12 protein-coding genes are annotated in these 15,577 nt (G+C 29.4%); 9 read left to right on the top strand and 3 right to left on the bottom strand.

Going from position 1 to position 15,577, the window contains the following annotated elements; translation table 11 throughout:
* Nucleotides 1-2: 2 nt before the first annotated feature.
* Nucleotides 3-1,388, bottom strand: coding sequence for an NAD-dependent succinate-semialdehyde dehydrogenase (locus ACJJVY_RS04100; RefSeq protein WP_405605449.1), 1,386 nt, complete (start codon nt 1,386-1,388; stop codon nt 3-5).
* Nucleotides 1,389-1,398: 10 nt separating this feature from the next.
* Entirely contained in the window at nt 1,399-2,139 is a 741-nt protein-coding gene (locus ACJJVY_RS04095) for an SDR family oxidoreductase (protein WP_405605447.1), read from the bottom strand.
* A 206-nt stretch (nt 2,140-2,345) separates the two neighbouring features.
* Here ACJJVY_RS04095 and ACJJVY_RS04090 point away from each other — a divergent pair, with 206 nt between their 5' ends.
* From ACJJVY_RS04090 to ACJJVY_RS04060, 7 genes are all read left to right on the top strand, one after another.
* Complete coding sequence (locus tag ACJJVY_RS04090) at nt 2,346-4,370, top strand: FAD-dependent oxidoreductase (RefSeq protein WP_405605445.1); 2,025 nt, start codon at nt 2,346-2,348, stop codon at nt 4,368-4,370.
* 82 nt (nt 4,371-4,452) lie between these two features.
* Entirely contained in the window at nt 4,453-5,016 is a 564-nt protein-coding gene (locus ACJJVY_RS04085) for a hypothetical protein (RefSeq protein WP_405605443.1), read from the top strand.
* A gap of 85 nt (nt 5,017-5,101) precedes the next feature.
* Nucleotides 5,102-6,094 (top strand): UDP-3-O-(3-hydroxymyristoyl)glucosamine N-acyltransferase, encoded by a 993-nt coding sequence (gene lpxD, locus ACJJVY_RS04080; protein WP_405605441.1) that lies wholly within the window; start codon nt 5,102-5,104, stop codon nt 6,092-6,094.
* A 40-nt stretch (nt 6,095-6,134) separates the two neighbouring features.
* On the top strand, nt 6,135-6,695 hold the full coding sequence (locus ACJJVY_RS04075; RefSeq protein ID WP_405605439.1) for a hypothetical protein: 561 nt from the start codon (nt 6,135-6,137) through the stop codon (nt 6,693-6,695).
* 95 nt (nt 6,696-6,790) lie between these two features.
* Nucleotides 6,791-6,973 (top strand): CAL67264 family membrane protein, encoded by a 183-nt coding sequence (locus tag ACJJVY_RS04070; protein ID WP_405605437.1) that lies wholly within the window; start codon nt 6,791-6,793, stop codon nt 6,971-6,973.
* A gap of 57 nt (nt 6,974-7,030) precedes the next feature.
* Nucleotides 7,031-8,722 carry an energy-dependent translational throttle protein EttA gene (gene ettA / locus ACJJVY_RS04065; protein ID WP_405605435.1) on the top strand — a complete coding sequence of 564 codons (1,692 nt, stop codon included), beginning with the start codon at nt 7,031-7,033 and terminating at the stop codon, nt 8,720-8,722.
* Between the two features lie 347 nt (nt 8,723-9,069).
* Nucleotides 9,070-11,295, top strand: coding sequence for an NADP-dependent isocitrate dehydrogenase (locus ACJJVY_RS04060; protein WP_405605433.1), 2,226 nt, complete (start codon nt 9,070-9,072; stop codon nt 11,293-11,295).
* A 79-nt stretch (nt 11,296-11,374) separates the two neighbouring features.
* On the opposite strand, the gene nth is transcribed toward ACJJVY_RS04060, so the two are convergent.
* Nucleotides 11,375-12,028 (bottom strand): endonuclease III domain-containing protein, encoded by a 654-nt coding sequence (nth, locus tag ACJJVY_RS04055; RefSeq protein WP_405605431.1) that lies wholly within the window; start codon nt 12,026-12,028, stop codon nt 11,375-11,377.
* 120 nt (nt 12,029-12,148) lie between these two features.
* Between nth and bcp the strand changes: the two genes are divergently transcribed.
* Nucleotides 12,149-12,601, top strand: a complete 453-nt coding sequence (bcp, locus tag ACJJVY_RS04050) for a thioredoxin-dependent thiol peroxidase (RefSeq protein ID WP_405605429.1) — start codon at nt 12,149-12,151, stop codon at nt 12,599-12,601.
* 139 nt (nt 12,602-12,740) lie between these two features.
* On the top strand, nt 12,741-15,521 hold the full coding sequence (locus ACJJVY_RS04045; protein ID WP_405605427.1) for a T9SS type A sorting domain-containing protein: 2,781 nt from the start codon (nt 12,741-12,743) through the stop codon (nt 15,519-15,521).
* Nucleotides 15,522-15,577: the final 56 nt, after the last annotated feature.

Raw genomic sequence — 15,577 nt, 5'->3', positions numbered from 1 at the left:
TATTATTTACTAAAAGTTACTGCTTTTATATTTACAAATTCTTTCATTCCAAAGCCTCCATGTTCTCTACCAAATCCGGAGTCTTTAACACCTCCAAAAGGCATTACAGGATCTGCGATTCCGAATGAGTTAATAAAAATCATACCAGTATCAAAATAATCTTGGGCTAATTTTGTGGCTTTCTCTTCATCTTTAGAAAAAATTCCACCACCTAAACCAAATCTACTATCATTTGCAATTCGCATTGCATCTTCTGTATCTTTAGCTTTTATCAAAGAAGCTACTGGGCCAAAAAGTTCATCATCATAAGCAGGTTGTCCAGGTTTTACATCGTCTAAAACGGTAACAGGGTAATAATATCCTTTACCTTCAGTTATTGTTCCTCCACATAAGATTTTAGCGCCTTTTTCTACACTTTTTATAACTTGATCATGCAAAGTTTCTCTTAAATCTTCTCTAGCCATTGGCCCCATTTCATTATTGTCATCCAAAGGGTTTCCAACTTTTACATCTTTCATAGCTTTTACAAAAGCCTCTTTAAATTTATCATAAACGGCATCTACAATTACAAAACGTTTGGCCGCAATACAAGTTTCACCATTATTGTAAATTCTACCTAATACACATTTTTCTACAGCCAATTCAATATCAGCATCCTCTAAAACAATGTAAGCATCATTACTACCTAACTCTAAAACTACTTTTTTAAGTTCGGCAGTAGCTTTTTGTCCAATATTTCTTCCGGCTTTAGAACTACCAGTTAAAGTAACACCTCTAATAGATTTATGTTTGATAATTTCATCGGATTGATCATGAGAAATTAATAATGTTTTAAATAAGTTTTTAGGCAAACTAGCTTCTATAAATATTTTCTCTAATAATAAACCTGTACCTGTTACATTGGATGCATGTTTTAAAAGAACCCCATTACCTGCCATTAAATTAACAATTGCATATCTAATAACTTGGTAAGAAGGATAGTTCCAAGGTTGGATACCGTAAATGATTCCTATTGGTGAGTAGGTAACAATTCCTTTGCCGCCTAAAGCCAATTCTTTGTTTTCATCTTTTAACTCTATAGGACCTGTTTTTGCTGTGTATTCGCAAATACCAGCACATAATTCAACTTCATCATAACTTTGCGATAATGGTTTCCCCATTTCTTTTGTCATTAATTCAGAGAGTTCATCTTTATATTCAACTATTTTTTTACCAATAGCATTAATAACTTCTGCTCTTTTTTCTAAAGTTTCATGTCTCCATTCTAAAAATGCTTTTTGGCATTTTTCTATATTAGAATTTAATTCTGAATCTGTAATATAATGGTAAGTTTCTATTTTTTCTCCTGTTGCAGGGTTAATTGTTGTTATTGTTTTATCTTTTGTCATAGTATAAGTTTTATTGTTGTTCACTCGGTAAAATGTGAATATTATTAATATTAGCTCTTTTAGGTTGATTTACTGCATAAAATATTGCATTGGCAATATCTTCTGCTTGTAAAGATGTCATTTTTTTCATGCCCTTTAATTCTTCTAAAATGTCTTCATCTGTAATTGTTTCAAATAGAGAAGTATCTACAGCACCAGGTTCTATAGAGGTTACGTTAATACCATGTTTTGCAGAAATTTCTTTTCTTAAACCTTCAGAAAACATTTGTACTGCAGCTTTTGTAGCACAATACACAGCTCCACCAGGAAAATAATTATAGGCAGCTGTTGATGAAATATTAATTATATGTCCATTTTTGTTTTCAATTAAAGTTGGTAGAACAGCTTCAACACCATTTAATACACCTTTAATATTAACATCAACCATTTTATTCCAATCACCAGTTTTAAATTTTTCTACATAAGATAGAGGCATTAAACCAGCATTATTAATTAGTATATGTACGGTACCAAATTCTTTTTTAGCTTTTTCTACAACCTTTTTAAACTCATCTATTTTTGTAACATCGGCTGTAATAACTAAAGCTGTTCCTTTTCCTTTTTCAATTTCTTTTGCTAGATCTTTTAATTTATTCTCACTTCTTGCAGTTAAAACAACCTTAGCACCTTCTTTAGCCATTTTTAAGGCTGTTGCCTTTCCAATACCACTAGATGCACCTGTTATTATAACTACTTTATCATTTACATTCATAATTTAAATTTTAAGTTCGATGCAAAATTCGATGATTTGAAAACTATATTTTGGTGCTATCGATTGACATTTTAGCTGAAATGATATTATTATAGTTAAAGAAATCTTAATAGGTTTTAACTGATTTATTGTGATGCATTTTTTTGATAAATAAAACTTATATTGCATAAGTATTATGCGTGCATAATAAATTAACTAAAAAGAATATGAAATATAAGCACATTTTTACACCTTTAGACTTAGGATTTACTATCTTAAAAAATAGAATTTTGATGGGTTCTATGCATACAGGTTTAGAAGAAGAAAAAAACGGAGTTGATAAAATTGCAGCTTATTACGCAGAGAGAGCAAAAGGAGGAGTTGGTTTAATTGTTACAGGTGGAATATCTCCAAATATACAAGGTTGGACTGCGCCATTTTCTGCAAGAATGTCTACAGAGAAACATGCTATCTATCATCAAAAAATAACAGAAGCAGTACATAAAGAAGGTGGTAAAATATGCATGCAAATTTTACATGCTGGTCGTTATGGTTATCATCCTTTTAATGTAGCACCTTCAAAAATAAAATCGCCAATTACACCATTTAAGCCTTTTAAATTAACAAAAAGAGGTATTAAAAGAACTATAAATGATTTTGTTAATTCTGCGGAATTATCTAAGATGGCGGGTTATGACGGTGTAGAAATTATGGGGTCAGAAGGATATTTAATCAATCAATTTATAGTAAAAAAAACAAATAAGAGAAATGATGATTTTGGAGGTGAATATGAAAATAGAATTCGTTTAGCTATAGAAATTATAAGACAAATTAGAGAATCTGTTGGTACTAATTTTATTATTATCTATAGATTATCCATGTTAGATTTGGTTGAAAGCGGAAGTAATTGGCAAGAAGTAGTTCAGTTAGGTAAAGAAATAGAAAACGCTGGAGCAACAATTATAAATACCGGAATTGGTTGGCATGAATCTAGAATACCTACAATTGCAACTTCGGTCCCTAGAGCTGCTTTTACTTGGGTAACAAAGAAAATGAAAGAAGAATTGTCAATTCCGTTAATAACTTCTAACAGAATAAATATGCCAGAAACAGCGGAGAAAATTTTATCAGAAGGAGATGCAGATATAATTTCTATGGCTCGCCCTTTTTTGTCTGATCCAGAATGGGTAAACAAAGCTAAAGAAGAGAAAGATGATGAAATAAACACGTGTATTGCATGTAATCAGGCTTGTCTAGATCATGTTTTTCAGCAAAAAGTTGCCAGTTGTTTGGTAAATCCTAGAGCTTGCCATGAAACAGAATTGAATTATCATCCAACAAAAAATAAAAAGAAAATTGCAGTTGTAGGTGCAGGTCCTGCAGGTTTATCTGCAGCAACAATTGCCGCACAGAGAGGTCATTTTGTTACCTTATTTGATGCGAATAATGAAATTGGAGGACAGTTTAATATTGCAAAACAAATTCCGGGTAAAGAAGAGTTTTATGAAACCTTGCGTTATTTTAAAAGACAAATAGAGATCAATCAAGTAAACTTAAAATTGAATACCAAAGTTTCTATTGAAAATTTAAAAGATTTAGATTTTGAAGAAATAATTATCGCAACTGGTATAGAACCGAGATCATTAAAAATCGATGGAATTAATCACTCAAAAGTGTTAAGTTATATTGATATTTTAAAACACAAAAAACCAGTAGGTAAACGTGTTGCAGTAATTGGTGCGGGTGGAATTGGTTTTGACGTTTCGGAATATTTAACGCATCAAGGACAAGTAACATCAACAAATATTGATGCTTGGTTAAAGGAATGGGGAATTGACAAATCTTTAGAAGCAAGAGCCGGAATAGAAAATGTAAAACCAGAATTTGAAGCATCACCTAGAGAAGTTTTTATGTTTAAAAGAAGTAAAGGTAAGTTTGGTTCAAAATTGGGTAAAACCACCGGTTGGATTCATAGAGCAAACTTAAAAAAGAAAAATGTACAGTTTATTAGTGAAGTTTCTTATTCTAAAATAGATGATATAGGGTTGCATTATATTCAGAATAATGAAACAAAAATATTGGAAGTAGACAATGTGGTTATTTGTGCGGGTCAAGTTCCGTTAAAAGAATTATACCAACCTTTATTAGATTTAAATAAAAATGTACATGTAATTGGTGGTGCAGATTTTGCAAGTGAATTAGATGCAAAAAGAGCCATAAATCAAGGAGCGAGGTTGGCAGCAGAAATCTAATTTAATAGGTAATAAGACAAAAAGAATACAAGTTTTTTATTGGATTAGCATCTAATTAATAAAACTAATTACAATTTTTATTATGAAGAATATCTTATTTATTGCTGTATTATTATTAAGTATCCATTTTTATGCGCAACCTCCAGGAGGTGGTGGAGGCAGACCATCTCAAAATGAACAAAGAAGTGAGAGTGATGAAATTAAAGAGTTTAAAGCAAGTGATGTTGCAGGGGTTTTTTATTATGATGAGAGTGAAATTATAAAAAAATTAAAAGTTAAAGATGAAGAGAAGCAAAATTTAGTAAAAAAATCACTTAGAAATTATAATGCTAAAGTAAGAGAAATTTCATTTTTAAATTCAGAGAAGTTTTCTGACTTAGATGTTGTTGTAAATGCTACAATGAGTGCCGGTAATAGAGAAGCAGGAACAAAAATTAGAGAAAAAGTAGAAGAGGTAGTTAAACCAGTTAAGGAAGAAATTCTTATATATGAAGAAGAATTAAATAAAGAAGTAGAAAATATTTTATCAGAAAAACAATTTAAAAAGTGGATGAAATATCAAAATAATAAGAAAGAAAGTTTAGAACCTAGAGATTCTCAAAATAACGAAGAAGGAGGTAGACCTAGTAGAGGTGTTAGACAATAATTTAATGTAGCAAGAGGTGTTAAATTCTTAATTATCTGAGTTTAATAATAAAAGGTTACATTTAGCAAAAATTAATAAAAGAACTATGAAATTATTCGATGTTGAAGAAATAGCATCACTCGTAAACGGTGAACTTATTGGTAATTGTAACGAAAAAATATTTGCCCCAGAACAGATAGAAAAAGCAAAAAAGGGAAACATTACTTTTATAGGGAGTCCTAAATATGTTAAGTTATGGCAAAATTCTAACGCAAGTGTTGCAATTGTTTTTGAACAAATAAAAATTTTACCAGAGGATGGTAAAGCATTTATAAAAGTAAAAAATGCAGATTTAGCAATGGCAGTGCTTTTAGAAGCTTTCGAACCAAAATCTCCTTACTTTGAAACCGATATTCATCCAACAGCAGTTATAGACAAATCGGTAAAATTAGGTAAAGGTTGCAAAATAGGAGCTAATTCTTATATAGGTAAAAATGTAGTTTTAGGAGATGGAGTTACTGTGTATGCTAATGTTTCTATTTTTGATGATACTACAATTGGAGATTTAACAACAATTTGGTCTGGTACAGTTATTAGAGAAAGAAGTGTTATAGGTAGTCATTGTATTTTTCATACAAATGTTAGTATTGGAGCAGATGGATTTGGTTATAGACCAAGTAGTGATGGTAGAGGTTTGGTTAAAATTATACATATTGGTAATGTTATTATTGGTAATGCTGTAGAAATTGGCGCAAATTCTTGCATAGATAGAGGTAAGTTTAGTTCTACTATTTTAGGAGATGGTTGTAAGATTGATAATTTGGTACAAATAGGGCATAATTCTGTATTAGGGAGATGTTGTATTATGGCAGGAAGTAGTGGTTTAGCTGGTTCTGTAACTTTAGGAGACGGAGTAATAATTGGCGGAAGTGCTTCTATTAAAGATCATGTAACTATACATTCTGGCGCAAAAGTAGGTGCTGGTTCTGGTGTTATTGCAGATGTTGCAGCAGGTAAAACAGTTGTTGGGTATCCTGCTTGTGATTCTAGAGAAAAAATGAAACAATGGGTTGCATTACGTAAACTTGCTAGAAATTAATAAATTTACTTTTCTTTAAAAATTATTAAATATAAAAGCTATGAGAAAAATAATTTTTACATTAATAATTTTGTATTCAATTTCTATAAGCTCTCAGAATTATAGTAACATAAAAAGTTTACCAAAAAATGAAATAGGTCAAGGTATTCTTCATGTCAATGCAAGTTCTATCGCTGGTATTTTTTATTACGGACAAGAAAAAGTAATTAAAAAAATAAAAATAAAAGTGAAAGATGGAAGTAAAAAAACTTTAATAATTAAAGGAATAAAAAAGTATAATGAAGCTATTAAAGAATTATCTGATTCTAATGCTAAAGAACTTTCTGATATTGATGTTATAATAAAATCTACAGCTACAATAAAAGACAATAAAGTTAAAGCTGGAGTTTTAAAAATAGCAAGTGTTTTTATAGAACCAATTAAAAATGAAGTTGATATTTTAGAAAAAAAATTAAATGATAATTTTAATACTTTCTTGTCTGAAAAAGAGTTCAAAAAATGGATGAAATATCAAAGTTATTTAAAGGAAAAAAATCAACCAAAAATTGCAGTAAAAAGAGTTTTACGGTATGAACAGCAAACAAAAGTGATAAGAAATTAAACCGTTATTTAAAACTGATTAATAAATTAAAGATTTGATGGTTTGATAAAAAGAATAATTAACGATATTTGCGTCTGAATAATTAATTTAGAAATATGGGTATGAACAAAAACACTGTCTTAGGTTGGGCAACTATGTTAATGTTAATGATGGGAGTTATTTTAATTTTATTAGGTGCTTATAAATACCAAGATGTTGCAGGTTGGGGTTTTGCCACTGTAGGTATTGGTTTCTTCTGTATTGCTTGGGTTTTTAATGCCTTAAAAGGAAGAGTATAAAGTCTACAATTTTTTCTAGTAGCAATTTTTCAAATTAAATTATAAAAATAGATTATAATGAGTGACGATAAGAAAGTTATCTTTTCGATGAATAAGGTTTCTAAAACCTATCAATCAACAGGTAAACAAGTTTTAAAAGATATTTATTTAAGTTTTTTCTACGGAGCAAAAATTGGTATTCTAGGTTTAAATGGATCTGGTAAATCAACTTTATTAAAAATTATTGCAGGTGTAGAAAAGAATTTTCAAGGAGATGTTACTTTTTCTTCAGGTTATAAAGTAGGTTATTTAGAGCAAGAACCGCAATTAGATCCAGAAAAAACAGTATTAGAAATTGTTAAAGAAGGGGTTGCAGAAACGGTTGCTATTTTAGATGAGTACAACAAAATTAATGACATGTTCGGTTTAGAAGAAGTATATTCTGATGCCGATAAGATGGATAAATTAATGGCTCAGCAAGCAGATTTACAAGATAAAATTGATGCTGCAAATGCTTGGGAATTAGATACCAAATTAGAAATTGCCATGGATGCGTTAAGAACGCCAGATTCTGATAAAAAAGTTGGAGTACTTTCTGGAGGTGAAAAAAGACGTGTTGCACTTTGTAGGTTATTATTACAAGAACCAGAAATTTTATTATTAGATGAGCCTACCAACCACTTAGATGCAGAATCTGTACATTGGTTAGAGCATCATTTAGCACAATATAAAGGAACTGTAATTGCAGTAACGCACGATAGATATTTCTTGGATAATGTGGCTGGCTGGATTTTGGAATTGGATAGAGGAGAAGGAATACCTTGGAAAGGAAACTATTCTTCTTGGTTAGACCAAAAATCGAACAGAATGGCGCAAGAAAGTAAAACAGCTTCTAAACGTCAAAAAACTTTAGAACGAGAGTTAGAATGGGTTCGTCAAGGAGCAAAAGGTCGTCAAACAAAACAAAAAGCACGTTTGAAGAACTATGACAAATTAATGAGTCAAGATCAAAAACAAGTTGATGAAAAATTAGAAATCTATATTCCTAATGGACCTCGTTTAGGAACCAATGTTATTGAAGCAACAGGAGTCTCAAAAGCTTTTGATGATAAAATTTTATATGAAGATTTAGCATTTAACCTTCCGCAAGCAGGAATTGTAGGTATTATCGGGCCGAATGGTGCTGGTAAAACCACCATTTTTAAAATGATTATGGGAGAAGAAAATCCTGATGGAGGAAGTTTTAAAGTAGGGGAAACAGCAAAAATTGCATATGTAGATCAAGCACATTCTGATATAGATCCTAATAAAACAATTTGGGAAAACTTTTCTGAAGGTCAAGATTTAGTAATGATGGGAGGAAAACAAGTAAATTCTCGTGCTTATTTAAGTCGTTTTAACTTCTCTGGTAGTGAGCAAAATAAAAAAGTTTCTACTTTATCTGGTGGAGAAAGAAATAGGTTGCATTTAGCAATGACGCTAAAAGAAGAAGGAAATGTTTTACTTCTAGATGAGCCTACTAACGATTTAGATGTAAATACATTAAGAGCTTTAGAAGAAGGTTTAGAAAACTTTGCTGGTTGTGCGGTAGTAATTAGTCACGATAGATGGTTTTTAGATAGAATTTGTACACACATCTTAGCTTTTGAAGGTGAGAGTCAAGTGTATTTCTTTGAAGGTTCTTTTTCTGATTATGAAGAAAACAAAAAGAAACGTTTAGGTGGAGATTTAATGCCAAAACGAATCAAGTATAAAAAATTGATTAGATAACTTTTTTTTTTATAAATAAATATTAAAAGCCTATTTTCATTATTGAAAATAGGTTTTTTGTTTTGTTTAAATATTGATTTCAGAAAAAATAATAAATAAATAAATTAATAGATTATTAGGTGAAATTAGAATAACAAATAGACTAAATGTTGTTTAATTTTATTATGCTTAATAAATATTCAATGAAAAGTAAACTTAATTGCTAATACAGCACAAAACCAATCTAATTAATGATGTATTAGCAGTTAAGTTTTCATCTTTAATTGTTAAATTTGTTTCGCTAAAATACGAAAAGGATTTCGTACGAAGTAATAATAAAAAATTCTACAATTATATAATATATTTTTATGAGCAAAATAGCTAAAATCGTATATACAAAGACAGATGAAGCACCTGCTTTAGCAACACGATCTTTTTTACCAATAGTAAAAGCTTTTACTAAATCTTCAAGTATTGAATTAGAAGTTAAAGATATTTCTTTAGCGGCAAGAATTTTGTCTAACCTTTCTGAATATTTAACAGAAGAACAAAAAGTAGAAGATGCTTTAGCTTTTTTAGGAGATTTAGCTAAAAAACCAGAGGCTAACATTATTAAGTTACCAAATATTAGTGCATCTGTACCACAGCTTAAAGCTGCTATTACAGAATTACAAGCATTAGGTTATAAATTACCTAATTATCCAGAAGAAGTAAAAACAGATGAAGACAAAGCCGTTTTAGCATTATATAATAAGGTAAAAGGTTCTGCTGTAAACCCTGTTTTACGTGAAGGTAACTCAGATAGAAGAGCACCAAAAGCAATTAAAAATTACGCTCGTAGAAATCCACACTCAATGGGTGCTTGGGGTTCTGACTCTAAAACTCATGTAGCAACAATGAGTGAAGGAGATTTTGCTCATAATGAAAAATCAATCACACTTTCTGATGCTACAGATGTTACTATAAAACATATAGATTCTAACGGTTCTGAAACTGTTTTAAAAGAATCTTTTCCTATTTTAGAAGGAGAAATTATTGATGCTACTATAATGAGTAAAAAAGCATTACTTTCTTTCTTAGATAAAGAATTTACAGACGCTGCAGAACAAGGTATATTACTTTCATTACATATGAAAGCTACAATGATGAAGGTTTCTGATCCAATTATTTTTGGTTTAGCAGTAAAAACATATTTTAAAGACTTATTTGAAAAACATGCAACTATTTTTGAAGAAATTGGGGTTGATGTCAATAATGGTTTTGGTAACTTGTTAAGTAATCTTGATGAGGTTTCTGCAGATAAAAAAGCAGAGATTTTAGCTGATATAGATGCTGCTTTTGCAAAAAATGCAGATTTAGCAATGGTAAATTCTGATAAAGGAATTACAAACTTACATGTACCTTCTGATGTAATTATAGATGCTTCTATGCCAGCAATGATTAGAACTTCTGGTAGAATGTGGAATGCTAAAGGAGAGTTACAAGATACAAAAGCAGTAATTCCTGATAGTTCTTATGCTGGTATTTATTCAGCAACAATTGATTTCTGTAAAAAGCATGGTGCTTTTGATCCTACAACAATGGGTACTGTACCTAATGTTGGTTTAATGGCCCAAAAGGCAGAAGAATATGGTTCTCATGATAAAACTTTTCAAATAGCTTCTGCAGGAACAGTAATCGTTGTAGATGCATTAGGAAACACACTTTTAGAACATGCTGTTGAAGAAGGTGATATTTGGAGAATGTGTCAAGCTAAAGATTTACCAATTCAAGATTGGATTAAATTAGCAGTAACAAGAGCTAGAGCTTCAGAAACTCCTGCCGTTTTTTGGTTAGATGAAAATAGAGCACATGATGCTGAAATTATTAAAAAAGTAAATAAATATTTACCAACGCACGATACAGAAGGTTTAGATATTAGAATTTTATCACCAATAGAAGCAACTGAATTTACTTGTGAAAGAATAGCAAAAGGAGAAGATACTATTTCTGTTTCTGGTAACGTTTTACGAGATTATTTAACAGATTTATTCCCAATTTTAGAAGTTGGTACTTCTGCAAAAATGCTTTCTATTGTTCCTTTAATGAATGGTGGTGGATTATTTGAAACTGGTGCTGGTGGTTCTGCTCCTAAACATGTTCAACAATTTTTAGAAGAAAATCATTTAAGATGGGATTCTTTAGGAGAGTTTTTAGCACTAGCAGTTTCATTAGAGCATTTAGGTACTACTAATAATAATTCTAAAGCTTTAATTTTAGCAGAAACATTAGATGATGCAACAGATAAGTTTTTAGTAAATGATAAATCACCATCAAGAAAAGTAGGTGAATTAGATAACAGAGGTAGTCATTTTTATTTAGCAATGTATTGGGCAGAAGGTTTAGCTAACCAAGATAAAGATGCAGATTTAAAAGCTTCTTTTACTAAAGTAGCAGCTGATTTAAAAGCAAATGAAGATAAGATTGTTGCGGAGTTAAACGAAATTCAAGGTAGAGCAAATGCTATTGGAGGTTATTACAAACCAACAGATAGTTTAGCAGATGCTGCAATGCGACCTATTAGTACTTTTAATACTATTTTAGAGTCTATCTAATTTAAAGTTATAACTATATAGTTATAAAAAGGTCGATGTTAATTAACATCGACCTTTTTATTTGTAAAATAATTAAAGACTATTTTTTTTTATAATATTCATTTAAAACGGTTTTTCTACCAATTGTTTTAGTAATAATATCTTTATCTAAATCCCAACCACGAGCAGGAGAATATTCTCTACCATACCATATAATTTGTAAATGTAAATCGTTCCATAATTCTCTAGGGAAAAGACGTTTTGCATCTTTTTCTGTTTGAGCAACACTTTTTCCGTTGCTTAAATTCCAACGATACATTAATCTTAAAATATGCGTATCAACAGGAAAAGCAGGAACTCCAAAAGCCTGACTCATAACAACACTTGCAGTTTTATGGCCAACGGCAGGTAATTCTTCCAAACCTTCAAAACTTTGCGGAACTTCTCCGTTATATTTTTCAATCAAAATTTTAGACAAACCATAGATTCCTTTGCTTTTCATTGGAGATAAACCACAAGGACGAATAATTTCTTTTATTTCTTCGACAGACATTTTTATCATATCAAAAGGATTATCTGCTTTTTCAAATAATAAAGGTGTAATTTGATTTACACGAACATCTGTACATTGTGCAGATAATAAAACAGCCACTAAAAGAGTATAAGGGTCTTTATGATCTAGAGGAATAGGGATTTCTGGATATTTTTCTTGTAACGTGTCAATTACAAACTGTACTTTTTCTTGTTTGGTCATTGTTTACTTTTAAGAGTAACAAAGATACAAGTTGAAAAGTAATTTTAAAGGTTAGTTTTAGGGTTTTATTATTAGACTTTGTAACTTGCATACTTTGTAATTTAGAAAATTAATAAGAAAATGACATCACTAAAAATAGGAGATAAAGCTCCACAATTTGAAGCAAAAGATAATGCAGGAAACACGATAAAACTTTCTGATTACGAAGGTAAAAAATTAGTATTGTTTTTTTATCCAAAAGCTAGTACACCAGGTTGTACTAATGAAGCATGTGATTTAAGAGATAATTATCAAACTTTTTTAGCAAAAGGATATGATGTTTTAGGTGTAAGTGCGGATTCAGCAAAAAGACAACAAAATTTCATCAATAAAAACGAATTACCATTTCCGCTTTTAGCTGATGAAGATAAAGCTGTAATAGAAGCTTTTAATGTTTGGGGACCAAAGAAATTTATGGGTAGAGAATATGATGGAATTCATAGAACAACTTTTATTATTGATGAAAATGGTGTAATAGAAGATATTATTGCTAAAGTAAAAACGAAAGCACACGCTGCTCAGATATTAGAATAAAATTTTAAAAATAGATTAAAGTTTTTAAAAGAGTTGATTTTTATCAGCTCTTTTTTATTGTAAAAAATACTCATATATAGGTATTGTACATCATTTTCATTTTCATTTATTTTAAACACTAATTTAACTTATATAAAAGATGAAAATAAAACTACTTCTTGTCACATCATTATTATTTTTTAATCTTAATTTATTATCTCAAACGATTTCTGTACCAGATGAAAATTTTGAACAAGCTTTAATAGATTTAGGTCTAGATACCAATGGATTAAATGGAACCATTCTTTTGTCAGAGGCGGAAGCAATAGACAGTTTAGATATTCAAGATCCTTTAAATAATACTTTATTACCAAATGTAACGGAAAAAATTAAGAGTTTAGAAGGAATAGAAGCTATGGTTAATTTAGTTTCTTTGGAAGCAGGAGTTAATGAGATTTCTTCTGTAGATTTCTCTAAGAACTCACTTTTAAATAATGTATTTTTAAATGACAATTTATTAACAAGTATTGATGTTTCTAAAAATTTAGCTTTAAAACGTTTTGGTGTTATGAGAAATCAAATTACAACTATAGATGTTTCTATGTTGGTTAATTTGGTAGATTTATTTGTACATGAAAATCTAATAACAAGTTTAGATGTTACAAATAATAAAGAATTAGAATGGTTATATACAACTAATAATCAATTATCAACAATTAATTTATCAAAAAATACAAAATTAAGAAGAATAGATATTTATGGTAATTTATTATCAGCTATAGATGTTTCTATGTTGCCAGATTTAGAAGATTTTAGAGTGGGTTATAATCAATTAACCTATTTAGATGTTTCTAAGAATAGTAAACTATTTTCTTTTAGTTCTAATGATAATAACTTAGAAGTGTTAAATGTAAAAAATGGGAATAACTCAAATTTCACCTATTTTTCTGCCAACAATAATGCTAATTTAACTTGTATTCAAGTAGATAACGTAAGTTTTTCTAACGAAAATTGGACTTTAATTGATGCATCAGTAAGCTTTAGTACAGATTGTAATATTCCTGCCACTGCTAATATTCCTGATTATAATATGAAAGCTGCTTTAGTTGCAGATACTACTATAAATACCAATGAAGACTCAGAAATACAGGTTTCTGAGGCAGAAGCCTTTACCGGAACTTTAGTTTTAGAAGCATTAGACATTGCAGATTTAACAGGAATAGAGGCTTTTAAAAACATTACGGGTTTAAATGCTAACGATAACAACTTAACAATAATAGATTTATCTAATAATACTAAACTTTCTTACTTAAGTATTGATACAAATCAATTAACAGCTTTAGATATTACTTCTCTAGTTAATTTAGAATCTCTATATGCAGGTATTAATCAGATAACAGAAATAGATGTAACAAATAATTTATCATTAAAAAAATTATGGTTAAACATAAATAACTTAAGTGCTTTAGATATTTCTAAAAATACAGAATTAGAAGAATTAGAACTAGATTGGAATTACGATTTATTATCAATAGATTTCTCAAATAATTTAAAATTATATAGAATCCATTTATGGAAAACGGCAATTTCAACTATAGATGTTACTCAACTATTAGATTTACAAAGATTGTATGTTTCTGAAACTAATTTAAAAACTATAGATATTTCTAATAACGTAAAATTATATGATTTTAGATCTACAGATAATCCAGGAATACCTACTTATGATTTTTCTAATAATACAGCATTAAATAGAATAGATTTATCAAACTCTGGTGTAAGCGATTTTGATGTTTCTAATAATATAAATTTAACACAACTGTTATTAGGACAAAACAATTTAACAACTGTAGATATTTCTAAAAACATATTATTACAAGAAGTTTATTTAAATAATAATAAACTAGAAAATATTGATATTTCTAAAAACACAAATGTTACAAAGTTATTTTTAAATGACAACGTGCTAGAAAGAGCTTATTTAAAAAACGGAAATAATACAGCAATTGTTGAGTTTGATATTACTAACAATGCAAATTTATCTTGTATTGCTGTTGATGATGTTACGTTTTCTACTAATAATTGGACAAGTATAGACGCATCTGTAAACTTTAATACAGATTGTAGTGCAGAGTGGGAGGTATATACAGAAGATGAAAATTTTGAAACAGCTTTATTAGCAGTAGCTGGTTTAGATTCTAATAAGGATGGAGTAATTACTTATGAAGAAGCTCAAGAATTTACTGGAGATTTAGATTTAAGTGGTCAAAATATTACATCTGTAATAGGATTAGAGGCTTTTACAAATGCAGCAAGTATTAATATTTCAGAAAATAGTATTACAGATATTAGTAGTCTTTTGAATGGAGAAGCCGTTATACTTTCATCAAAAAGAACAGGAGAAAAAAGATCAGTTGCTGTAGACGCAACTATTAAAGTTTTAAATGTAGCTAATAATTTGATAGAATCAGCAGATTTATCTCTTACAACAAGTATTACAGACTTTGATATATCTAATAATAAATTAACGTATTTAAACTTAAAAAATAATTCAAATGCTAGTTTAACAACTTTTAGTGCTACAGGTAATCCTGATTTAACATGTATACAAGTTGATGACGTTGCTATTGCAACGGCCAATTCAAATTGGCAAAAAGATACAATAGCAAATTACAGTACCGATTGTTCTTCTACTTTATCTAATGATAGTTTTTTGAAAGAGAATATTGTTATTTATCCTAATCCAACAACATCAAGTATTCAAATTTCATTATCAAATAGTATACAGTTACAAAGTGTAGAAATATATAATTTGATGGGAAAAAAGTTGTTACAGAGTAAAAAAGAATTGATAAATGTTACAACTTTATCTTCAGGTATTTATTTTCTAAAAATATCAACAGATAAAGGGTTGTTAACCCAAAAAATTATAAAAGAATAATTTAAAAGTGTTTTTAACTAAAAAGCGAGTTGATGAAAATCAACTCGCTTTTTTTA

Source organism: Polaribacter sp. Asnod1-A03 (assembly GCF_045063585.1).
Taxonomy (GTDB): domain Bacteria; phylum Bacteroidota; class Bacteroidia; order Flavobacteriales; family Flavobacteriaceae; genus Polaribacter.
This window is presented reverse-complemented; position numbering and strand designations above follow the sequence as displayed.